Source organism: Paenibacillus sp. CF095 (assembly GCF_900101225.1).
Classification (GTDB): Bacteria; Bacillota; Bacilli; order Paenibacillales; family Paenibacillaceae; genus Paenibacillus.
This window is the reverse complement of the sequence record NZ_FMZN01000003.1, coordinates 261,215-284,703: the sequence shown is the minus strand read 5'-3', so window position 1 is coordinate 284,703 and position 23,489 is coordinate 261,215. Positions and strand designations below refer to the sequence as shown.

General features: G+C 39.5%; 13 protein-coding genes. 4 read left to right on the top strand and 9 right to left on the bottom strand.

Going from position 1 to position 23,489, the window contains the following annotated elements; genetic code table 11:
* Nucleotides 1-8 precede the first annotated feature (8 nt).
* Complete coding sequence (locus tag BLS69_RS23485; RefSeq protein ID WP_176872971.1) at nt 9-4,760, bottom strand: Ig-like domain-containing protein; 4,752 nt, start codon at nt 4,758-4,760, stop codon at nt 9-11.
* Nucleotides 4,761-5,122: 362 nt separating this feature from the next.
* On the opposite strand from BLS69_RS23485, the gene BLS69_RS23480 reads away from it, so the two are divergent.
* From BLS69_RS23480 to BLS69_RS23465, 4 genes are read left to right on the top strand one after another with little or no spacing between them, the layout of a single operon-like run.
* Complete coding sequence (locus tag BLS69_RS23480; protein ID WP_091037022.1) at nt 5,123-5,635, top strand: GNAT family N-acetyltransferase; 513 nt, start codon at nt 5,123-5,125, stop codon at nt 5,633-5,635.
* Nucleotides 5,628-6,137: a phage tail protein gene (locus tag BLS69_RS23475; protein WP_091037019.1), complete on the top strand. Its 510-nt coding sequence runs from the start codon at nt 5,628-5,630 to the stop codon at nt 6,135-6,137. Before BLS69_RS23480 ends, BLS69_RS23475 begins: the two co-directional genes overlap by 8 nt.
* A gap of 30 nt (nt 6,138-6,167) precedes the next feature.
* Complete coding sequence (locus BLS69_RS23470; protein ID WP_091037017.1) at nt 6,168-6,665, top strand: phage tail protein; 498 nt, start codon at nt 6,168-6,170, stop codon at nt 6,663-6,665.
* A 16-nt stretch (nt 6,666-6,681) separates the two neighbouring features.
* Nucleotides 6,682-7,218: a phage tail protein gene (locus tag BLS69_RS23465; protein ID WP_091037014.1), complete on the top strand. Its 537-nt coding sequence runs from the start codon at nt 6,682-6,684 to the stop codon at nt 7,216-7,218.
* Between the two features lie 399 nt (nt 7,219-7,617).
* Here the strand turns inward: BLS69_RS23465 and BLS69_RS23460 are convergent, their stop codons facing one another.
* The 8 genes from BLS69_RS23460 to BLS69_RS23425 all read right to left on the bottom strand — a co-directional run bounded on the left by BLS69_RS23460 (nt 7,618) and on the right by BLS69_RS23425 (nt 23,485).
* Nucleotides 7,618-8,157: a GNAT family N-acetyltransferase gene (locus BLS69_RS23460; RefSeq protein WP_091037009.1), complete on the bottom strand. Its 540-nt coding sequence runs from the start codon at nt 8,155-8,157 to the stop codon at nt 7,618-7,620.
* Nucleotides 8,158-8,230: 73 nt separating this feature from the next.
* Nucleotides 8,231-8,731 (bottom strand): hypothetical protein, encoded by a 501-nt coding sequence (locus BLS69_RS23455; protein ID WP_143023618.1) that lies wholly within the window; start codon nt 8,729-8,731, stop codon nt 8,231-8,233.
* A 1,556-nt stretch (nt 8,732-10,287) separates the two neighbouring features.
* On the bottom strand, nt 10,288-11,202 hold the full coding sequence (locus BLS69_RS23450; protein WP_256332398.1) for a serine hydrolase domain-containing protein: 915 nt from the start codon (nt 11,200-11,202) through the stop codon (nt 10,288-10,290).
* 30 nt (nt 11,203-11,232) lie between these two features.
* Complete coding sequence (locus BLS69_RS23445; RefSeq protein ID WP_091037004.1) at nt 11,233-11,940, bottom strand: thioesterase II family protein; 708 nt, start codon at nt 11,938-11,940, stop codon at nt 11,233-11,235.
* A 16-nt stretch (nt 11,941-11,956) separates the two neighbouring features.
* Nucleotides 11,957-13,084 carry an acyl-CoA dehydrogenase family protein gene (locus BLS69_RS23440; protein ID WP_091037002.1) on the bottom strand — a complete coding sequence of 376 codons (1,128 nt, stop codon included), beginning with the start codon at nt 13,082-13,084 and terminating at the stop codon, nt 11,957-11,959.
* Nucleotides 13,085-13,138: 54 nt separating this feature from the next.
* A complete protein-coding gene (locus tag BLS69_RS23435) occupies nt 13,139-13,984 on the bottom strand; it encodes a 3-hydroxyacyl-CoA dehydrogenase family protein (RefSeq protein ID WP_091036999.1) in 846 nt (281 codons plus the stop codon).
* Between the two features lie 82 nt (nt 13,985-14,066).
* Entirely contained in the window at nt 14,067-17,822 is a 3,756-nt protein-coding gene (locus BLS69_RS23430) for a non-ribosomal peptide synthetase (protein ID WP_091036996.1), read from the bottom strand.
* A gap of 2 nt (nt 17,823-17,824) precedes the next feature.
* Nucleotides 17,825-23,485: a MupA/Atu3671 family FMN-dependent luciferase-like monooxygenase gene (locus BLS69_RS23425; protein ID WP_091036993.1), complete on the bottom strand. Its 5,661-nt coding sequence runs from the start codon at nt 23,483-23,485 to the stop codon at nt 17,825-17,827.
* Between the last annotated feature and the right edge of the window lie 4 nt (nt 23,486-23,489).

Genomic DNA, 23,489 nt, shown 5'->3' with positions numbered 1-23,489 from the left:
TCATGCTTCTATTGAATCAAATTCGACTTCTTAAGTAATTTTTGAAGTAACGTAGCCACTTCAGCACGTGTGATTTGGCCCTTCGGTTGAATCGTAGTCGTTGTTCTACCATTCATAATACCCGTTGCTAAACCAGCTGCTATATGACCTCTGGCATAGCTTGAAATCGATGAATCGTCTTTATATTGTCCGATCAACGTGTTTACTTGATCAGGCAATAAATCCGGATTGATACCTGTGATCTTCATCGCTTTCGCAATAATTGTCATAGCTTGTTCACGAGTGATGGTATCCATAGGAGCAAATTCAGCATCATTATAACCCTCAATTAATTGATATTCGTGAGCTGTATAGATATAATCAGCAAACCAATCGGACTTATTTACATCGATAAATGAAGTTTCGCCAGTTAACGGTACTATACCCAGCCCTCTTACAACCATAGCAGAGAACTCTGCACGTGTAATGCTCCTATTCGGTTCGAAAATATCCTCCCTAACTCCCGTAACAATCATTCGTGATCCCATGTCATTGATTGCGTCTTTTGCCCAATGGTTCGTCACATCAGTAAATTCGACTGGGTGCCAAACCAGTGTGTACAAGCTATTGGACAAGCTATTAATCACTGCGTGGTAGCGATTATCTTTCTTCTCAACATAAGTTGGTACATGATGAGTGGAACCATCCGAACCTACAACAATTCCCGTCGTAATGTGATTTGGATCGACGGTCTCCGGAAGTGGAATATACCGTTCAACGTACGTATTGAAGCGATTTATTTCCTTTCTTAAACCATTAAATTCAGCCATTAACGTAAAATGGACAGGATCCACTAAAAGTAAAGCACCTTTTGAAATTGCCGAGTCCTTTGCAATGCTTGATTCCGAAGGAAGAGCTTTTGAGATTGTTAATTCAATCGTCATGTCTGATAGTGTATCATCCGCACCAAGTTGACCCGCTACCGTCTCAATTGAGATTTGGCTCGCAGGTAGTCTATACGTGGCAAGCGGGGTGACCAGTTCTAAGACGGCAGATTGCTCTATCATCTTTTTAACAACATCCTCTGTTAATATTCCCACAATGGAATCCGATGACTCATTCACAGGAATAGTCACTACAGCATTCTGACCTTCTTTCGCCAACCATTCTAGAAGTTTGCTAGGATCCGGCGTAAGAGTTGTTATGGTTCTATTATCAACGATTTTTGTATCCAACTTGCCGATCTTCTCTGACTTACCGTTTATTACAACAGGGACACCACTTGGCTCTAGCTGAGGTGGGTTTGCTGATGGTGTTCCTCCACCTTGTGAGCCCCCTCCACTGCCACTATTGCCTGAATTCCCACCGCCACCTGAACTATTGGAAGAATTGACAGTAAGTACAAGGTTAGTTGTTGCTATTTCCCCGTCTCCATAAACAGCTGTAATCACGGAAGTATAGGTTCCGGCTGGTAAGCCTACTACCGGTCTAACGCTCCACGTATCGATACTTTCACCCGCAGCTACATTATTGCCACTTCCTTCAACCACAAATGCATTGGGTTCACTGGAAGTCAGACTACGAATGGTGGTATCAACCGCCCCGGCATTCGTGATGATTAATTTCTTTGCTGAAGGTTGCTCATAACCAACCGTTACAGGTGAAAATAATGGAGCCACAATACTTAAAAAAGGTATCGTCTCTGAAATATCTTCGAACTCTGCGCTAATGGTAACATCCCCGCTTGGCATGATAAAAGTTTCACCCACGATCGGATAACCTACAGAATTAAAGATATACTTCAGCGTTCCTATTTTTACTCTCTTCCCGAAATCCGGTAGAATGTTCAAGCTAATTAAGTTACCGGCTGGGGAGATCGTAGGGGCAGCACTAATTGTGCCACCTACCAAATTGTTTATTGTCACAGTGTATCGTTCGATTTCAGTAACTACGTTTATTGAAGCGTTGCCCGATTTACTGCCGTTGACCGTTGAGATCGCGGTAATCGTATATGGACCAGGTGTTGTGTTTGGAGCGACACTTACCAATCCATTTTCATCCACTGTGACATTTCCGCTCGTATCACTGCTGCTCCATGTAACGGTTTGGGCTGCTCCACCACTTACATTCACAGTAGCTGTCAGCTGCTGTGTGTCACCTTGCAGCACACTTGAATAGGTAGGACTCACAGTTACACTATTGACTTCTGGTGCAGAAATCACTGTAATCGTTGCACTACCTGTCTTGCTACTATCAAAAGTAGAAGATGCTGTAATTGTATACGGACCAGGTGGGGTATTTGCTGCCACACTTACCAATCCATTTGCATCTACCGTGACATTGCCATTCGTGTCACTACTGGTCCACGTAACAGTTTGGGCCGCTCCACCGCTGACATTCACAGTGGCCGTTAGTTGCTCTGTATCTCCTTGCACCACATTAGGGTTAGACGGACTGACCGTCACACTGTTTACTCCCGATGCCGAGGTAACCGTGATCGTTGCACTACCTGATTTAGTACCGTCAAACGTTGAAGTTGCTGTAATTGTATACGGACCAGGTGGGGTATTTGCTGCTACACTCACCAGTCCGTTCGCATCTACCGTAACATTACCGTTCGTGTCACTACTGGCCCACGTAACAGTTTGGGCCGCTCCACCGCTGACATTCACAGTGGACGTTAGTTGTTCTGTATCTCCTTGCACCACACTAGGATTAGACGGACTGACCGTCACACTGTTTACTGCCGGTGCCGAGGTAACCGTGATCGTTGCACTACCTGATTTAGTACCGTCAAACGTCGACGCTGCTGTAATTGTATACGGACCAGGTGGGGTATTTGTTGCTACACTCACCAGTCCATTCACATCTACCGTAACATTACCGTTCGTGTCACTACTGGTCCACGTAACAGTTTGGGCCGCTCCACCGCTGACATTCACAGTGGCAGTTAATTGCTCTGTATCTCCTTGCACCACATTAGGGTTAGACGGACTGACCGTCACACTGTTTACTGCTGGGGCAGAGGTAACCGTGATCGTTGCACTACCTGATTTAGTACCGTCAAACGTCGACGTTGCTGTAATTGTATACGGACCAGGTGGGGTATTTGCTGCTACACTCACCAGTCCATTCGCATCTACAGTAACATTACCGTTCGTATCACTACTGGCCCACGTAACAGTTTGCGCCGCTCCACCGCTGACATTCACAGTGGCGGTTAGTTGCTCTGTATCTCCCTGCACCACATTAGGATTAGACGGACTGACCGTCACACTGTTTACTGCCGGTGCTGAAGTAACCGTGATCGTTGCATTACCTGACTTGGTACCGTCAAACGTTGACGTTGCTGTAATTGTATACGGACCAGGTGGGGTATTTGCTGACACACTCACCAGTCCGTTCGCATCTACCGTAACATTGCCGTTCGTGTCACTACTGCTCCACGTAACAGTTTGCGCCGCTCCACCGCTGACGTTCACAGTGGCCGTTAGTTGCTCTGTATCTCCTTGCACCACATTAGAGCTAGTCGGACTGACCATCACACTGTTTACTGCCGGTGCCGAGGTAACCGTAATCGTTGCACTACCTGACTTGGTACCATCAACTGTTGAAGTTGCTGTAATCGTATATGTGCCTGGTGTAGTGTTTACAGCCACATTCACCAATCCATTCGCATCTACCGTAACATTGCCGTTCGTGTCACTACTGCTCCACGTAACAGTTTGGGCCGCTCCACCGCTGACATCCACGATTGCTGTCAGTTGTTCTGTTTCCCCTTGCTTCACACTTGGGTTAGCTGGGGTCACAGTCACACTATTCACGTGTGGGGCGGGAGCAGACTTTATATGACCGTCATATGTTTGACTGTCATAACCTACTGCAACTGCTCGTCCTCCACCTATAATGACGTCGGCAAAATCAATGGATGAGGATAGATTACTCCATTCCTCTTCCCAAACAACCCCATTTATCGAGGTTGCAACTCTTTCATTTGCGCTGACGGTATAAAATTTACCTGCAGCATAAGTCACTGAAGCTAAACTAATGTTGCTGTAATTCAATACCGTCGTCTTGCTCCAAGTTACTCCATCATTTGAAACGTATGCCTGTCCAGCCTCACCAACCGCTACAAATGTATTGTTTCCATAGGCAACATCGAAAATGGCTTGGGTCGGATTAGTTGTATATACCTCACTCCATGCTAACCCATCGGAAGAACGGTAGATTTTAGCCGCTTGTCCTTCATTATAGGTCGTTGCGATAAACACCCCATTGCCGTACACTACTCGGTAAAAATCAAGGTTTGTATTCGTATACACTACCTCTGGGGTACCATTTTCTGTGAATGAATATAGTTTTTCTTTTCCTGCTAACACATAACGGTTAGTAAGGGAACTATAAGTGATATCGTTGATATGCTTGTTTTGGAAAAATGAATTCACAGGCGTCCAACCGGTTGTGGGTTCAGATGTCTTATAAACTCCGTCCGAGGCAGTAATGAACCAAGTTGAATTTAAAAACTTGACGTTAGTCGGTTCAATGGAAATCTCTAGATTGCGGTTATCCCAGGTTACGGAATCTGTCGACAGATGATAATCTAGAAAATAACCTAAAGACAAAAATGTACCATTGCCATATTCCACAATAGTTTGAAAACTTGAAGGAACATGATGTACAGGACTCCAAGTCGCAGCGTTCGCTTTAGAAGAAAAAATCCCACCACTAAAAGAACTAATGAGTAAAATACTTGCCAATGTAGTACGGAGTATACGATTCAAACTCCTTTTTCTCGAAAACAAAGACATATCCGGCCCCCTAAAATTGGATTTAATCGGCAATTATTATTGCCTATCTATTTCCCGATGAAGTTTGTCGAATGATGAAATGGAAATTACTCTCATCATAAACGAGACTTTGGTATAGGTAAATATAATTTTAGGGACTTTTTTCATAAAACAATGACTTTCAACCCATTTCAAAATTGATCTAGCGTGTTTTTTTGAAGTTTTGTTATAAATTTTCGTCACCATTCGATTTGAAACTGCAAAATTTTTAATGACAGCCCTTCTTCCATCTGTTATAAACAAATTATGACAACTATATCTAGCCATCACCTTGGAATTAAAGGAGAAAATAAAAAGTGATTGATACAGTTGCTGCAAAACTCGAAGATGAAGCGTTTTTGTTTCAGTTGTATTCATTAACCCGCCAAGACGAATTACAAAGTTGGAACTGGGAGCTAGAGGAACAAGAACTATTTCTGCGTATGCAATGGAGAGCTCAAACCATGTCTTATGCGGCCTCTTACCCAGATGCAATTCGTATGATCGTACGTGAAAATAATATCTCTGTAGGTCAAACTTACGTACTTGAACAAGGGCAAGAATGGGTGCTCATTGATATATCTCTACTTCCAGAGTATCGGAATCGGGGCATAGGTATGAGCCTAATTATGGATCTACAACAACGGGCAAGTCATGCTGGCGCAACTATTCGTTTAAGCGTACTCCCCATGAACAGGGCAATGAGGCTGTATCAGAAGCTTAACTTCGTTCCTGTACACAGCAAAGGTTTATATCAACTAATGGAATGGTATCCTGCCAAAGCAAATCAATTAACATCAGAATTTAGTGAGGTGAAAACGAATGAGTGAAGCTTATTTAGGTGAAATTCGGATGTTTGCGGGGAATTTTGCTCCTCTTGGATGGGCTTTGTGTAATGGACAAATAGTATCCATTGCTGAAAATGAGGCTCTGTTCGCTCTAATTGGAACAACGTATGGCGGAGATGGCCAAAATACGTTTGCTTTGCCTGATTTGCAAGGTAGAGTGGCTGTACATCCAAACCCTACGTTTATTCGTGGGCAAAAAGCAGGTAATGAAGCGGTTACATTAGTTTCTAATCAACTCCCTGTACATACACATTCGGTGTACACAGCGTCAAATTCCTCTACAATTACCTCAACACCAACTAATGCAACCTGGTCTAACTCACCACGAAAAATCTATTACACGTCAGATAACCCCACTACAGTGAATATGAATAGCGCATCTGTATCTGCTGTTGGTGGAAACCAGGCTCATGACAACATGATGCCTTCAACTGTCATCTCGTTCATTATCTGTCTAGAGGGCATATTCCCGTCTCAACCTTAAAGAGAATAAGAAAATAGAGGAGGTCACCTCATGTCAGAACCATTTTTGGGCGAGATCCGATTGTTCGCCAACAACTATGCCCCTCGAAACTGGGCTTATTGCGAAGGACAAATCTTGCCGATCAACAGTAATCAAGCTCTCTACTCTTTGCTTGGTAACGTTTACGGTGGAGATGGTATCACTACTTTCGCACTTCCAGACTATCGTGGACGAGTACCGATACATGTTTCAAATACAATTCCTCTGGGCACTAAACAGGGTGAAGCAGCTCACACGTTAACCATTAATGAAATGCCGATGCATACCCATCAAGTAACAGCTTCCGAAACCAATCCGTCGGTAGCAACTCCACTAAACAACGTTTGGGCAGCTGTCCCGAATTCATTCGGATCCACCACTGGGCAAGAAACTATGAATTCAGGAAGTCTCTCAGGAGCCGGAGGTTCTCAACCGCATAACAATATGCAACCATACACCGTATTGAATTACGCCATTGCGATTCAGGGAATTTTCCCTTCTCGCAACTAATAAGGAGGACATGACTTTGGCTGATGCATATATCGGTGAAATCCGAATTTTTTCTGGAAATTTTGCACCAAAAGGCTGGGCATTATGTAATGGTCAATTGATGTCAATTACCCAAAATACAGCTCTATTTTCTATACTGGGTGTACAGTATGGTGGAGATGGAAAAGCGACCTTTGCTTTGCCCAATTTGATGGGTTCCGCTGTTATTCATCAAGGTTCTGGAACAGGTCTAACTCCTCGTACTGTTGGAGAAAAAGTTGGAGATGCAACGGTCACGCTAAATCAAACCGAAATCCCTGCTCATACGCACACACCTCAAGGTATTGTTGCGACAGGGAATCAAACTTCACCTAAAGATGCGTACTGGGCCCAAGCTGCCAAGCCTATTCCCACAGCACCGCAGCCCCCATTGTACAATAACACACCAAGCACAGATATGACGCCTATCGCTTTAGGAGTAACCGGTTCATCGCAACCACATAACAATATGCAACCATTTATAACTCAGAATTTTATCATATGTTTGCAAGGCGAATTTCCTTCGCGTGGTTAAGCAAATTCAATAAATATAAGAAAGAGGCTGCCCACAAGGATAGCCTCTTTTCCAATAGGGAGATTATAATCGTATTAATTCAAAAGTTATAGCGTTCTTAGATTTTACTACAGGGTGCGTACATTATTCGTTGATGGGATAGAAATTGGTTTCGCATCGCGATGAGCGGTTTCAATAAAATATCTTATAGAGACTGCTACAGACTCGTTCAGTCTCCTTCTATAACCATCTCCCCCTCTTAATACTGGAAGCAACTTATAAACAAGCTTGATCCAACCTGCAGGGGTGTAATCCTCTTTTAGAGGCTGTCTTTCATCATGAAGCTCAAATTTCAACACACTTTGTGGGTTTGTTATAGGCTTAGGCCCTCTCTTCGATAGATCCTTTAAACTGCTTCATCTAAATAGATAGATTGGAGTTCACCATAGAGTATACATTTGTATCATATGAACGCTCGTTTTGATACATATAGTTTCTTAAAATTCCTTCATGCTCAAACCCTAAATTCAACATTATTTTGTTGGATGCGTCATTTTCAAGAAAAACTATCGCTCCAATACGAGCCAACTTCAATTCTTTAAAACCATATTTAAGAATTTCAGGAATTATTTCCGTTGCGTAACCTTGTCTCCAGTAGCCTGGGAGAATCTCAAATCCCAATTCCGCTCGTTTGTATTTTTGAGACCATAGATTGAAACCAATAGTTCCAATCAAATGCTCTTGATCCTTTAGCTGTATTCCCCACCGCATCCCTTTTCTTTCTTGATAAATAGTATGAAAGTGATTAATAAGGCTCTTAGCTTGTTCTTTTTCAGTGAAGGGATCTTGACCATAATACTTCATGGTTTCTTTGTTAGAGAAGCAATCATAAATTTGATCAATATCTTCAAACTTTATTTCTCTCAAGATTATTCTTTCAGTTAATAGTATCGGAAACAATTCTTATTCTCCTTTTTTAGTGTTATTTTAAAAATAAAATTGATCAAGTACTTCAACTTTTAGAGAAGGTAGATCACGCTTCTGCATCTATTCTTATCTGTATTGCTTTATTACCTTCCAATCGCTTTGAAATAATCATGAACGGAATGTGGACGAGGAGTTTTAAAGTCATACCAGTTAGCAAGAAAATAACTGGATATATCAAATTATTAGTCTCAAATAGCAGACCCACGACCTTATATCCTATTACCTTACCGATCCCGTTAAAGATTATCACACTTGCAATAAATCGGCCATACACTTCCTTAGGCACTTTGGACTGATAATAGGAAGCAAAATAAACAACGTAAAAACTAAAGGAAAGAAAAAGTATGAAATTGATTAAACTGAAGTAGCTAACTGTGTAAAGTGAATTCCCTTTTAGAATTTCAATAAACCAGGGATTACCTAAAAACATTAATAACAAAACTGGGACAAGCATACCTAATAATCCCAAGCCAATATTGTTAGCAATTCCAAACTTTTTTGTTAGAGGTACTATGAAGATTGCCATTAATGAACCTATTGTAGCCAATGATCAAAATTCACGTACGAAGGTTCTAATTATTAATTTTTTAAAACTCTAATGCTATGATTTTCCTTTTAAGTTTGAATGCCCTTAGGTATTAGATAAATAAATAAGATACAAAAATCCTTATAATTAAGAAAAATGATGAAATATCACAAGGTAAGAGATTTCCTAAGCGGCCTTGTTTCTCATTTAATAATTCGTTATAACAATGCACTTTTTGTCTTGCTGTGAAGACAATTGCAAAGGCTTTGTCAATATTCCCCTTGCAACTTTTGTAACTACAATGATATTGTCTCATCCTCTGGTTTAGAACAACTCTAAGGATTAGGATTAGTTCCTGCATCGTTCTTTATGAAACAATTTGTAATTTGCTCTTAGACGTTCCACCACACCCTATATTCCATTCTTTATATATAACACAGAATACTTTGTATTTAATTGCAAGTTTCATAAAAGCATCAGACATTCTAATTCGGTTGCTGTCTCCTCTAATCTAAATAGGATTGTTTACACCCGATATTTCAAGACACTTAATTAGAACCTCTTTAATTGTGTTGGATCCATGGTGGGGATCAATGATAAGCATTTTTCGTTCACTAGAAAAGAATTCAACTTTTTCAAAATCAAGATCTGATGAAATAATAACAGTGGATTCGAATCTGTTTCTTTGGAAGCCCAAACAAGACTAATTCTATTTGGGTCAAATTTAGGTAGCATTTCAAGTATTGTTTCTGAATGGAGATGAAGAGTTCCTTGTGTTTGCATTTTCTAGTTTATAATGACATAAAGGTGTTAATAACTATTTTCATTAGAGGCAAAATAGTCCACTTCTGTGAGGCATTCATCAACAATTTCAAACCAAGATATAGGATTTCTTTTATCTATTGCATCAATTTGCGCTCAATTCACCATATTTATCAATGTTTCTCTAAAAATATCAAACTCGCTATTCGTAAGATTCCAACTGTCATTTGTATGAAACATAAAATTTTGTACTTTCTTGCTGTACGAATGCACCAGGCATTTAACTCAGTCAATAAGTAAGATCCGAAATAGTTAGCTTATTTAAACATAATTTTTATCTACCTCTCTACACTAATAAACACTTGTTGCATCTATGCCATTCTCATCCATTATGGACTTGATTGCACTATCAATGGCTTCATTTTTGACTTTTTCATGTACTAAGTTTCTAATAAATTGATCTCAATTAGTTTTCGTTAAGTATTTTAAAATCACACTCTATCATATCAGTTGTTGTTTCTTAAAATTCAGAATCTAATCCATGCACTCCATACTATGTTCCAAAAAAAATGGATGTATCATTACTATGGCATAGTAGTGATACATCCATTTTTTGAGCTTTTGAATTCATTTCCATAAGGTTATACAAAGTGAATTTCTGAAATTCCCCCGAGAAACGGATCCCCAATAAGAATTCTGAATGTAATACCACGCTAACCAACATATCACAGACTTGGATTTAAACCTGCATTGACTGTGCTGTTACATACCAATTTACGACTCTAATAGCATTTCTAATTTTGTCTAGTGTAGAACTAACTTAATATAAAATTATTAAAATATTCCATTGGTCTTGAAATATCACCATCCATGTTGCTTGTAATAACTGTAAGTAGACGAGTTTCTTCATTTATAATGATATATTGACCTTTCATACCTAATGCGTAATATGTTTTGCTTGGATTATTTGAAACCCACCAATGGTATCCATAAGAAGATTCTTCGAACTGAGGATTGATTTTTGCAGTCGTCGATTCTTCAATCCATTTTTGAGGGATTATTTGTTTTTTGTTCCATTTACCCCGATTCATATACAACCTTCCGAATTTCAACATATCTTCTATCTTCATTGTCAATCCGTAGCCACCTATTGCAACTCCCTGTGCATCATTATTCCAATGGAAATCTTCAATTCCTAAAGGTCCAAACAGGTGTTTTTTTGCGAACGTAACCGTATTCATCTTCGTAGCTTTTTGCAATATAGCGCTCAATAACTGAGAATTACCACAACTATATTTCATTTCTTTCCCTGGTTCTGATTCAACTGGTTGATCTAGAACAAATTTTACCCAGTTTTTTGTTGGGATCATAGCCTCATTACCTGTCCATCTTAATCCCGACGACATCATGAGTAAATGTCTGATCGTAATTTTTTTCTTTGAATCTTCGATATCTGTAAAATATTCTGAAATGGCTACATTTTCACTCTCAATGTAGCCTTGATGAATTGCAATTCCACACAGTGCAGACATAATACTTTTTGTTACGGAATATACTTTTTGTTCCTTTTCTTTTATTTTTCGATTCCTGTAGTACTCAAAAACAATAGATTCATCTTTGTATATAACACAGCTTTGAATTTTATCCTTCGTAATTGCCTTAGATAAGTTATCTAATTGAATTATAATTACCTCCCTGATATACATTAGATTGCGTATCAATAAATTCACGAATTTTCGAACTCTTTCCGAGTTCATTTGCTATAACTTATTAATTCCAATTAAGGTATCATTTATAATTCGAGTTATCTGCTCAGTGTAATTGTTAATGAAAAAATGTCCACCCGAGAAGACCTCCATTTGATAAGAACGAGAAGTAAAACGATTCCAGGAATCGACTGCTTGTAAAGGTATCTTATCATCATCTCCATGAAAGAGATGAAAGTTACTATCAAGCAACTCGTAATTGTAACGAGGGAGAAACGTCTCTAAATTTCTAAAATCCGAACGTAAAATAGGAAGGTAATAATCGAATATATCAGTATTGAGTAAAATTTCTTCAGGGATCCCGCCCAGCTTTACTACCTCCAATTTAAATTCTTCGTTTGAGAGTAAATGGTATTTGACCCGGTTATATTCGAAGTTCGGTGCACCACACCCTGATATAAACATCGTTTCAGGTCCCTTCATCCCGAGTTCACGGATTTTCTGACCCAATTCAAAGGAAAGTCGTCCACCCATACTGTGACCGAAAAAGGCATACGGTCCGTTCATGAGATGTGGTTGAATACGACTAAATACTTCCTCAACCATATCACAAAAGTTAATGTATAACGGAATTCGAGACATCGCACCGCGTCCTGCCAATTCTACAGGATAGAGCTCTATAGAATTGGATAAGAACCTATTCCACTTTTGATAAGCAGTGGCTGATCCCCCTGCGTACGGAAAGCAAAACAATTTCATCATCTAACCCCTTTCTCAATTATGTAAAGGCATGCTTAGAGATTACTATCTCGTGCATCTGAGTTGTGCCTTCGATAATTTCCATAATTTTAGCATCTCGAAAAAAACGCTGTACGTTACTGTCTTTGCTGCATCCATTTGCCCCTTGTATTTGAATCGCATCACTTGTAATTTTTCCAAGCATAGTCGTTGCAAAATACTTTGCTTTCCAACCTGAAATCATAGCCTCGGGGTCTCTCATCTCATACCGATAGGCTAGTTGTAAACAGAGTAGTCGAGCAGCTTCTACATTAACGACCATCTCCGATAACATCTTTTGGATTAACTGATGTTCATTAAGCGGTACACCGAATTGCTTACGTCTTGAAGTATAGGCAAGGCTCTCGTCAATACAAGCCTGGCCAATTCCAACTGAACCAAACGCAATAGAAAATCGTCCATAATCCAAACAATGGGTAGCTATAAAGGATAGCCCCTGACCAATACCTCCTATCATATTTTCTTTTTCTACCTCGCAGTTTTCTAAATGAAGCTCTGCAAGCATCGATGCTTTCGTCCCTAGCATTCCATTAATCGCATGAGTCGACAACCCGTTACGCCCCTTTTCAACCAAAAAGGCTACAGGTTCCCCATCATATTGAGCAAAGATAAGAAAGAGGTCTGCAATTTGACCATAAGTGATCCATTTTTTCTTTCCGTTTAGTACAAATCGATCGTTCACCCTTACTGCGACAGTTTCAATACTCTTCACATCTGTACCCACATTGGGTTCGCTAAGCCCAAATGCTCCAATTTTAGCGCCGGTGGACAATTCAGGTAGCCACTTGCGTTTCTGCTCTTCGGTCCCCCATCTATCAATAGCCCTTGTCACCATACCATGGACGGTTAAAAGACTTCGTATGGAAGAACAACCCCGTCCTATTTGCTCGTTCATTATTCCAAGACTTAGAAAGTCAAGTTCATGACCACCATATGCCTTATTTATAACCGCACCAAGATATCCTTTATCGGCTACCTTTTGTATTAATTGTTTATGAGTGTGTTCTTCTTCGTCCATTTGATTTGCATATGGCAATATCTCATGATCCACGAAGGATTTGCACTCGTCTTGAAATTTTTGATGTTGGGTTCTTAATTTCATAAACATAGATAAATGTCACCTCAAAAGTTTGTAATAAAATATACCTACACAAAACTTGCTTTAGTAATCATAAAAACCACGCCCACTTTTACGACCACAATGCCCTGCATCCACCATTTTCCGTAACAACGGGCAAACTCGATACTTTGAATCCTGATAGCTTTCATATAAAACGTCCAGAGAATCTACAATTGTATCAAGTCCAATTAGGTCGGCCGTTTCTAGAGGTCCCATAGCATGGTTGAAACATTCCTTAAAAATGTTATCGACATCTTGCGGTTGTGCAACTTGATCTTGGATCACAAAAGCTGCTTCATTCATCAACAGGTGTGAGAGACGATTTGATACGAATCCTGGTAAATCATTAACAAGAATCATTTGCTTGCCCATGGTTGCAAGAAATTTTTTAGCAACATTGATTGTTTCATCTGAGGTATGAAATCCTCGAATAGCCTCAATAACCGGTTTCATTTGCACCGGATTCATAAAGTGCATACCAATCACCCTATCTTGACGCTTGGTACTAGACGCCAATTTAGTAATTGATATACATGAAGTATTGATGGCGAAAACACAATTCTTGGGACAAATCGGATCTATAAGTTCGTAAACCGATTTTTTAATCTCATATTTTTCAGTAACATTTTCAACCAGAAAATCAATATCGCTTAATAAATGATAGTCTGTTGTAAAAGTAATTCTCTCAATGACAGTATCTACACTTTCTATTTGCTCACCTTTATTAAAAAGTGCTGAATACCGAATATTTTTTATGATTTCTCTTTTAGAACGGTTGAGTATCTCATCTGATATATCAACTAGTATGACCTCTAATCCTACTTGGGCTAAACACTGTGAGATTCCAATCCCCATAGTTCCTGCGCCTACAACTCCAATTTTTTTCATGTTTTAACACCACCATCATTCAATTTTATTCTATTAATTTATATACTTGAAACGTACGTATCCTTTATTCAAATAGTAGGAACTATTTAAAGTTTTCCACAAATACCTTTAAGAATCCAATGTACTGTGAATATACAAAGCGCATCTTTTCTTTCTCGAGACGGTGAGAATTATAGCGGAAAAATAGTTCCCCCTCATCCTTGTGATCTTTCCATTCAACTCCAAAATCAAAGAATTCGACGAAATTAATTGTTATAGTGTCCTGGCTAGAATCTATAAACGCTGGATAGACTGTTTCAATACTTGCTTGTTGTCTTGCTAAATTGAGGTTGGATAGTTGGTACATCCCGTCACCGAGCGTTTGTCTATCGGAAATTTTATTAAACAGATCAGAGAACCCTGAAATATTCTTGAATTCTACATCAAGCTGAATTACACCTTTAACATTCATGACATGAAGCGGAATATGATCTACTTGAGAGAGTTCACTAAGTGTATACACAAATATGCCCTGCAGTAATTGTGAAATCATGACACGCTCATATTTACATATGTTTACGATTCGGCTGTAGAGTTCACCAGTAATGAAATAACGAAACTGACTCCCCTCTTCGTACAAGGAATCGTTCAGGTAATAATCTGAAGGCAAAACCATGCCTATAATATTCTCCACACCTGAATCCGAAGGATTTAGGAATTTCATTTTATTTTTTAGCATCGATATCGTGGAATAGGTGAATAACTCTGCAATCGAAGTTTTACCAGGGTATCTTTCCTCGATCTGATTGTGAACTTGAATCAACAGGATTGAATTCCCCCCAACTTCAAAGAAATTATCGTGCACACCAAAATTACTATTGCCTAGCACTGCTTCCCATATTGAGAACAAATCCTGTTCAACTTCATCCGTAATTTGAGCCTGATTCTTGCTTGAAAGTGTTGAACGATGCTCTTTCTTTAACAATGATTTCCGGTCGACTTTACCGTTTGAAGTTATTGGAATCTGATCAATTAAGTAGAACAACGATGGGATCATGTAAGATGGCAATCGTTCTGAAAGGTAAGCTTTAATCTCTTCTACTTCGAGATTATAGCCAGATTTCACAAAAGCACATAACAATACTGTTCCATTTGCATTTTCTTTTGGTAGAACAACCGCTTCCTTTATATCATGATGCTGCTGCAAACAGAATTCTATTTCTTGTAGCTCAATACGGTAACCTCGAATTTTAACCTGCTGGTCTGACCGTCCTAGGTACTCTAAATTCCAATCATTTCGCCATTTTCCCAGATCTCCCGTCTTGTACAGTACATCACCAGGTATATATGGATTTGGAAGAAAACGTTCCTTTGTTAATTCCGGCCGGTTCAAGTATCCACGAGCTACTCCTTCTCCACTTATATACATTTCACCAATTGCTCCCTGAGGTAAAAGATTCAAGTTTTGATCAAGCAAAAAGAGCCCTAGGGTTGGAATAGGTCGCCCGATGTTACTGATATTTTCTTGGATGTCTTTTTCTGTAAGTTCATTAAACGTGGCATGAACTGTAGTCTCTGTAATACCGTACATATTAATTAAACGAACTTGTGGATGCTTTGCCTTCCAACCTCGAAGTTGATAGGGTGAAAGCGCTTCGCCACCGAAAATAACCATTTTCAGTTTTAAATCAGATATCTCTTGCTTTGCTTCCTTATGCATAATATAACTGAACATTGTTGGTGTTTGGTTCAAGATGGTTACCTTCTCCGCTCGCAGTAACTGTAGGAAACGATCAGGATCACGAACCGTTTGCTCTGGAACGATGACAAGTTTTCCACCATGAAGCAGAGCACCGAAAATCTCCCACACCGAAAAGTCGAAGCAGTATGAATGGAACAGTGTCCACACATCTTGCCCACTAAATTTAAATAGACAACCATCATGGAAAAAAAGACGAACTAGATTGTGATGCTCAATCATTACCCCTTTAGGCTTTCCGGTCGTACCCGAAGTATAAATAATATAAGCTAGGTGATGCGGTTTAGTTACGTGCGGCAAATTCGAACTAGGTGCAGCCGTAATTTCCGAGTCACTTGTGGTGATTATATCTCCTTTAAAGTAAATTTCTGATCCAATAAAATCACCCTGTGTAATCATTACTTCAGCTTTGCTGTCATTCAACATAAAATGGATGCGATCTATCGGAAAACTAGGATCCATTGGTACATATGCACCGCCGGCCTTTAATGTGGCTAGTATAGCCACAATCATATCTAAAGAACGATCCAATAACAGCGCGACAAGTTTGTCTGGTCCTATCCCTTTTTTACGCAATATATATGCAAGTTGATTAGCACGCAAATTAAGTTGATGGTAAGTTAGGTTTTGATTCTCATAGCTAACAGCGATACTGTCTGGTGTCTTTGTGACCTGACGTTCAAAAATCTCAGATAACGTATCGTTTTCAGGGTAAGTTACACGACTATCAAATACAAAAGACAGCTGGGTTTGTCTCTCTGAGTCAGTTACAATCTCCAAATCAGGTAATAGACTTTCTGGATCTGCTGACACAGCACGAACCAGCTGTTTAAAATGTTTCTCAATCATTTTTAAACTTTCTATTGAATATACCTCTGCATTGTGTGTCATTACTACCTTCATTTCTTCACCCGGAATAAAGATAATGTTTAAGTCATAATTAGTTTGTTCTCGCATTGCGAAATCAACAACTCTGAAGCCTACATCCTCAATGGTTGTGTCCGTGCTTTGCAATTTTTGATGCATCGGATAATTCTCAAACGAGATAATATGATCAAAAAGATCTTGTTTTAGTTCAGCATCTGATTGAATACGGTAAAGAGGATAATATTCATATCGATTTCCTTCAGCAACTTGTCTCTGAACCTGACTTAACAATTCAGTGAAGGTTTGTCCGTCTTCCTGGCGAATGCGAATAGGGATTGTATTGATAAATAATCCGATGATCTGCTCGACTCCAACCACTTCTGCAGGTCGACCTGAGACAACTGCACCAAAGACTACATCAGTTGTATTGTTATACTTCTGTAAAAGTATACCCCATAGAGTTTGCATGATATTGTATAATGTTACTTGCGACTTTTGAGCCAGCACCTTCAGCTCATTAGTCGTCAAATGATCAAGTTTAAAGCTATACTTTTGAAAATTGTATCTACCTAAACTTCTATTTTGAGCTTGAGGAAGGAGGGCAGGTTGCCCGTAATCGGCAAGCAACCCTTTCCAATACAAACTCGCTTCTTCCTTATCCTGTTCCTCAATCCACTTAATAAAATTACTGTAAGGATAGGCTAGCGGAAGACGGAGCTCTAATCCTGATTTGAAACTATGATAGATTTGTAACAATTCGTTAAAGATGACTCCTAAACACCAACCGTCCATCAAAATATGATGATATGTCAACACGAGCTTGTAACGCTCATTTTCCATGTGAAGAATGGTGCAACGGATAAGTAAATCCTTTGTTAAATCGAAGCCTTTCTTGAGATCCTCATCTTGAAATGACTCAATACGCTCTACTGTCTCTGACTCAATCAAATGTCGAAGATCATGCACGTTTACAGCAGTCTGTCTATGTTTAAGCACAATTTGAAGTGAACGATTAGTTTTTTTGTAATTGAAAATAGTTCGCAAAATATCGTGGCGGTCTACTAAGATTTGAAAACTTTTTCGAAACCACTCAATATTAATATGTCCATGTACATCAAACTCTGATTGTAGAACATATTCTCCATCTCCAGAATGGACAAGAGCTCTAAAAAGCAATCCTTCCTGCATCGAACTCAGAGAGTATATGTTATCTATTTCTATTTTTTTTGACATGATTAAGATTCATCACTCCAGTCGTCGTTAATGGATACAGCGATTTCTGCACTCAATTCGTCAAGTTCTGCTATGGACAGTTCTTTATATAATAAGTCGTTTGGTGTAATCTCTGTCTGTTCTTTTTGAATACAATGCTCAATTACTTGTAATAGATGAGCGCGATAAGCATTTGCAAATCCCTCTATTACAGAGTCATCAAATTCTTCGCTACTGTAATCGAAAGTTAGAGCAAGCGACTGATCTCGTACACTTCCGTTGATTAAGATTGCGTAGTTGCGTTCCGAATTAGGGGACACCAAGGGGCCCGTTGACAAAGCGGAAAATTCGAATCCTTCTGGCATGTTGTGGTCGAATTGACCAAGATAATTGAACATAATTTCTGGTTTGACCTTGAAAGATAATCCTTGTTTGCGCTCCTCGGAGGTCAAATATTTTAAAGCTCCATACCCCAGTCCTTTGTTTGGAATATGACGAAGACTCTCTTTAATTTGCTTAATCTGATCCCCTAACTGATTTGAATACGACATGTCTAATACAACTGGATAAACTGATGTAAACCAACCAACTGTTCGGGAAATATCAAGATTTTGCGTGAATGGCTCACGCCCATGGCCTTCTAGATCAAATAGAACTTTTAAACTTCCCGTCCATTCCTTAATTGCATATCCTAGGGCTGTCAGCAAAACATCATTAATTTCCGTATTGTAACTATGGTGTATATCCTTCAATAATTGTGAAGTCTCCTGTTGAGAGAATTTAAGGCTTACCACTTTACTTGTACTTGTTGCAAATCGCTTTTGAGACGATTTTTTACTTGGAAGTGGGTTATATTTAAAATCACTTAACTCTTCCCAGTAAGGAGCCTCGTCTAATAACTCATCACTTTGAGCATATTCAGCAAGACGCAACGCATAAGTTTGGAAAGAGTCTGATTTGGGTTGGAAACGTATCTCTTCCCCACGTAATACCTGTTGATATCCTTCTGCAAAGTCTTCTATTAGTATTCTCCAGGAAACCCCATCTACTACCAAATGATGAATCGCAAGCATAATATGATCTCCACCATCTGTATGGACCAAAGCAGCTCGGAATAAAGGACCTTTCTCTAGATTCAACATTGATTGCGTTTCAGCATAGACTGCTTCAGCCTTTGTTGCATAGTTATCATCGTGGCGCAAATCTACTACTTCTAGCCCAAAGAAATCATGAGTTGGACGGTTTAATGCCTTCATAATACCGTTCTCCTGCCGAAAGATAACTCGTAGTACATCGTGGTGAACAACTAACTTTTCGAGTACAGAATGCACTGCTGACTTATCAAAACCATCAGTTTTTTGCAAAACAACTGCATGATTGTAATGGTGTGGATCCGTTAGATTCTGTTCCCAAAACCAATGCTGGATCGGTGTAAGGGTGATAGGACCTTCTACAGATTTGGTGTCAATCACTTTCTCCTCTACGACTTGTACTATTCTGCTCAAAGCAGCAATTGTGGGATGCTGGAACAAATTCTTCATTTCAATACGATATCCTTGTTTTATCAGTTTGGAAGAAATCTGAATAGCACTTATCGAATCACCACCAAGTCTAAAAAAATTATCATGAATTCCGATGCTTTCTAAACCAAGAACTTGTCGCCAAACTTGAGCCATTATCATTTCAATTTCACTCTCTGGTTCAACGAAGTACTCAGATAAATTATTTTTTTCCCCCATGTGGTAAAGTGCTACGTAATCTGTCTTCCCGTTCGGTGTAAGTGGCAGCTTCTCTAAGTAGATATAGCGCGCCGGCAACATATAATAAGGTAAGAACTGGCTTACGCACGTTCTTAATTCCGTTTCGTTTATAGGCTGGTTTCTTACAACAAATGCTATTATCGATTTCTCACCGGTTGATTCTTTTTGTAGAATAACTCCTGCTTCTCGAACGCCTTCATGTTTCATCAACACCGCTTCAATCTCACCAGCTTCTATGCGATATCCTCGGACTTTCATTTGATTATCAGACCGTCCGAACAATTCAATGGTTCCATCAGGCATATAACGACCTATATCTCCCGTCCGATACATCTGGCCTATACCAGTAAACTTATTCGGTAAGAACCGCTCGGACGTCAACTCAGGTCGGTTCAGATATCCTCGGGCTACACCCTCGCCACCAATATACAATTCTCCCTCTGCTCCAACCGGAGTAGGGTCTCCTTGTGAGTCCAAGAGATAAATTTGTGTATTGGCAATCGGTGTACCAATGCGTACCTGTTGTGCCTGTGCCGGAATTTCATATGTTGCCGACCAAATCGTCGTTTCTGTCGGTCCATACATATTTAAAATACGGGCTTGTGTTACGCTACGGAGTTTTTCTACAAGATCCAGAGGCAGTGGTTCTCCACCAACAAGTATGGTTCGTAACGAGCTCAGAAAAACTTGTGAATGTGGATCTTTGAGCATAGCACGTAGACGTGAAGGTGTTGTCTGTATCATTGTTACTTGGCCATATTCTCTATATCTTGGTGTTTCCAATGCCTTTTCAAATGTTTTTCGTAATGCTGATAAGTTCTTTAAACTTTCCATGACAAGATCTTGGTTAATACCAAAATCAATAAGGGAAGCAATTTCATCTACCCCTATCCGTGACAATTTCGTTAACAAATTCGCGCAAGATTCATTGGTTCCAAGTAATGCAGCGGTTTGCCAATATCGATCGAATCCATAATCCAGTATAAGTTGCATTGAGTCATCAGTCTCGAGTTCTGTTACATCCATATTTAATGCTTCTGCCAAATTTCGGATCAGGCTCAAACTAGAACGCAGATAATTTTGAAACGGCTCCTTAACTATCTGCTTGACTACTTCCAGATCATCGCCAATATAAGTGTGAATCATCAATGCGACCTTTCCGTGATTAGGAGAGAAGCCATTCTCTATCAATGTTTTGCGGTACAATTTGATGTTTTCTTCTAATTCTTCTACATCCTGCCCAAGAAGGTGAGTCAATAAGTTAGCTCCAATTCGAGCTGCTGCAATAATTGTATCTCGACTACCTGAGGTAGTTACCCAAACCGGAAGCTCTGAACTAACAGGTTCTGGATATACACGAACATCGATCTCACTGCCTAATCCATTTGACAACAATATACTTTCTCCACGCCATAGACGCTTAACCTCGTCTATTTGACGGAACATTGTATCATGTCTATCTTCATAATGACTTGGATTCAATACAAAATCATCTGGATGCCAACCTGCAGTAAATGAGATCTCTGCTCTTCCGTCAGATAAGTTATCAACGACGGCCCACTCCTCAGCAATTCGCAAAGTATTGTGCAAAGGAGATACGACACTACCAGAGCGTAATTGTAGCTTTTCAGTAACCATTGCCAAGGCTGCTGAAGTTACTGAGGGATTAGGATATAACCCACCAAATTTATGAAAATGACGCTCGGGTGTCCATATGGCAGAAAAACCGTTTTGGTCAGCATACTTTGCAGCGTCTAAAAGTAATTGGTATTTGTTAGTGTTTCCTTTTTTCTCATTATCGTAGCTAGAGAAGAAGAAGAGACTAAAATCCATAGTTGTATCTTTTCTATTAACTAAGTAACGATCGAAGTGTTCAAATTCTTGCTCTTTCTTTTGATGCAAAACAATGGAAATCCCACGAGTAAGAGTCCAGAGCAATTCCAACACAGAAATGTCGAAAGAAATTGTTGTTAAGGCTAGCAACCTATCATCACTTTTGTGTCGAATTCTCTCGTCCATACCGGTAAAGAAATTAATTACGTTACGGTGTGAGACCATAACACCTTTCGGTTTGCCTGTAGAGCCAGATGTATATATAACATAGGCAAGATCATTTTCTTGTTGAATGGGTGTCAAATCAGTTCCGTCTTTTGTGTGTAGTTCTTGCCAATCGAATTCAATAGCTTTTACCCCATGGAACATTTTTTCATCAAGTCCTGATTCGGTTAACAAAATGTCGGTCTTACTATCTTTGAGTAAATATTTTATTCGATCTGCTGGAAACTGCGGATCGATTGGTAGATATGCTCCGCCTGCTTTCAAAATAGCAAGCATACCAATGACGAGTTCTTCTGACGGATTCACCATCAACCCTACTAGAACTCCAGGTTTTACACCTTCTTCACGTAAAAATCGTGCAAGTTGATTGGCTTTATAGTTCAGCTCCTCAAAACTTAATTCATCTCTTCCTCTCAACGCTATGCTGTCTTTAGTTTTAACTACCTGTTGTTCAAAAACTTGTTGAATGAGCACCCTCTTTTCGAGAGGATGCTCAGTTTGATTAAAATTCATAACAATTTGCTCTTTTTCTTCAGTAGAAAGCATCTGCAAGGCACTAACAGGACAGCTGGGTACACTTAAAATAGAATCGATTAGATAAATGAAATGTCTTGAAAGACTCTCAATGAATAATTCATCATACACAACTCCGTTATATCTAAAAACTACGTCCATTGCATCACGCGGTTCAATAATAATCTCAAAATCATAATGAGTTTGCTCAAAAAGCGAGACATCACGTATTTGGAAGCCTAAGTCTGCACTCGCAGATTGAACGATTTCATGTACAGGGTAGTTTTGGAATAACATGATATTTTGGATAAGCTGCTGTTTGAGGCTGCTTAACTGTTGAGAATCTTGCAAAGGAAAATGTTCGTAATTCTTCTTTGCTACAGATGAGTCATGAACCCGCTTCAGAAGTTCCTCAAAAGTGGACTCCCCCTCACATTGAATACGAACAGGAACAGTATTAATGAATAGACCAACAGTATGATCAATACCTGGAAGCTCAGTTGAACGCCCAGACACAACAGATCCAAACACAACATCCTTTGTTTGGTTATACTTTTGGAGTATAATCCCCCAGATCGTCTGCATTACGACATTAAGTGTTACACCATACCTACGAGCTAAATCGTTCACTTCCAGCGTGCGGGCTTGACCTAACGAGACCCTAAATTCCTTCATCAAATAACGACCTTGCCGCGGCTGGCTTTGCAAGGGTACAACTGCGGTTTCGTTGTATCCATTAAGATAATCTCGCCAATAATCTGCTGCCTCGGTCATATCTCGTTGATCTAGCCAGCTTATATAGCGACCAAACGGATAAGACTCCCCGAGTGATATCGTTTCATTAGTTAACAAACCCTTATAGACCGAAAAAAGTTCATCGGACAGGATACCGATACACCAACCATCCATAATAATGTGATGAAAGGAAATTAGTATTGTAAATCTACATGGATGGGTTTTTAAAACAGCAATTCGAATCAATTGATCTCTGCTTAAATCAAAGCGTTTCTCTAAATCCTGTTTCTTAAATCGTTCAACTTCTGTCTCTTTTTTCTCTTCTGTTATCTCGCTTAAATCGACAAATTGAAGATTTTGGGGCCAATTTTTAAAAACTATTTGTAACGGTCTCTTCACTTTTTCAAAAACAAAAGTTGTGCGCAACACATCATGTCTCTCAATAACCCGATCAAAACTTTTTTGGAATAGTTCGGTATCGAGCGTACCCTCAATATTGATTTCAAACTGTTGAAAATACGCGGCTGAGTCCGGTTCAAGAAGTGAATGAAACAATATCCCTTCTTGCATAGGGGTTAACCGGTACATATCTTTTATGTTTTCTTTCCTCATATTCATTCCG

What these genes read in the sequence shown, in the direction of transcription:
- BLS69_RS23475 (WP_091037019.1), top strand. Translation starts at nt 5,628, where the DNA reads ATGAGTGAAGCTTATTTAGGTGAAATTCGGATGTTTGCGGGGAATTTT.
- BLS69_RS23470 (WP_091037017.1), top strand. Translation starts at nt 6,168, where the DNA reads ATGTCAGAACCATTTTTGGGCGAGATCCGATTGTTCGCCAACAACTAT.
- BLS69_RS23445 (WP_091037004.1), bottom strand. Translation starts at nt 11,940, where the DNA reads ATGATGAAATTGTTTTGCTTTCCGTACGCAGGGGGATCAGCCACTGCT.
- BLS69_RS23440 (WP_091037002.1), bottom strand. Translation starts at nt 13,084, where the DNA reads ATGTTTATGAAATTAAGAACCCAACATCAAAAATTTCAAGACGAGTGC.
- BLS69_RS23435 (WP_091036999.1), bottom strand. Translation starts at nt 13,984, where the DNA reads ATGAAAAAAATTGGAGTTGTAGGCGCAGGAACTATGGGGATTGGAATC.
- BLS69_RS23430 (WP_091036996.1), bottom strand. Translation starts at nt 17,822, where the DNA reads ATGTCAAAAAAAATAGAAATAGATAACATATACTCTCTGAGTTCGATG.
- BLS69_RS23425 (WP_091036993.1), bottom strand. Translation starts at nt 23,485, where the DNA reads ATGAATATGAGGAAAGAAAACATAAAAGATATGTACCGGTTAACCCCT.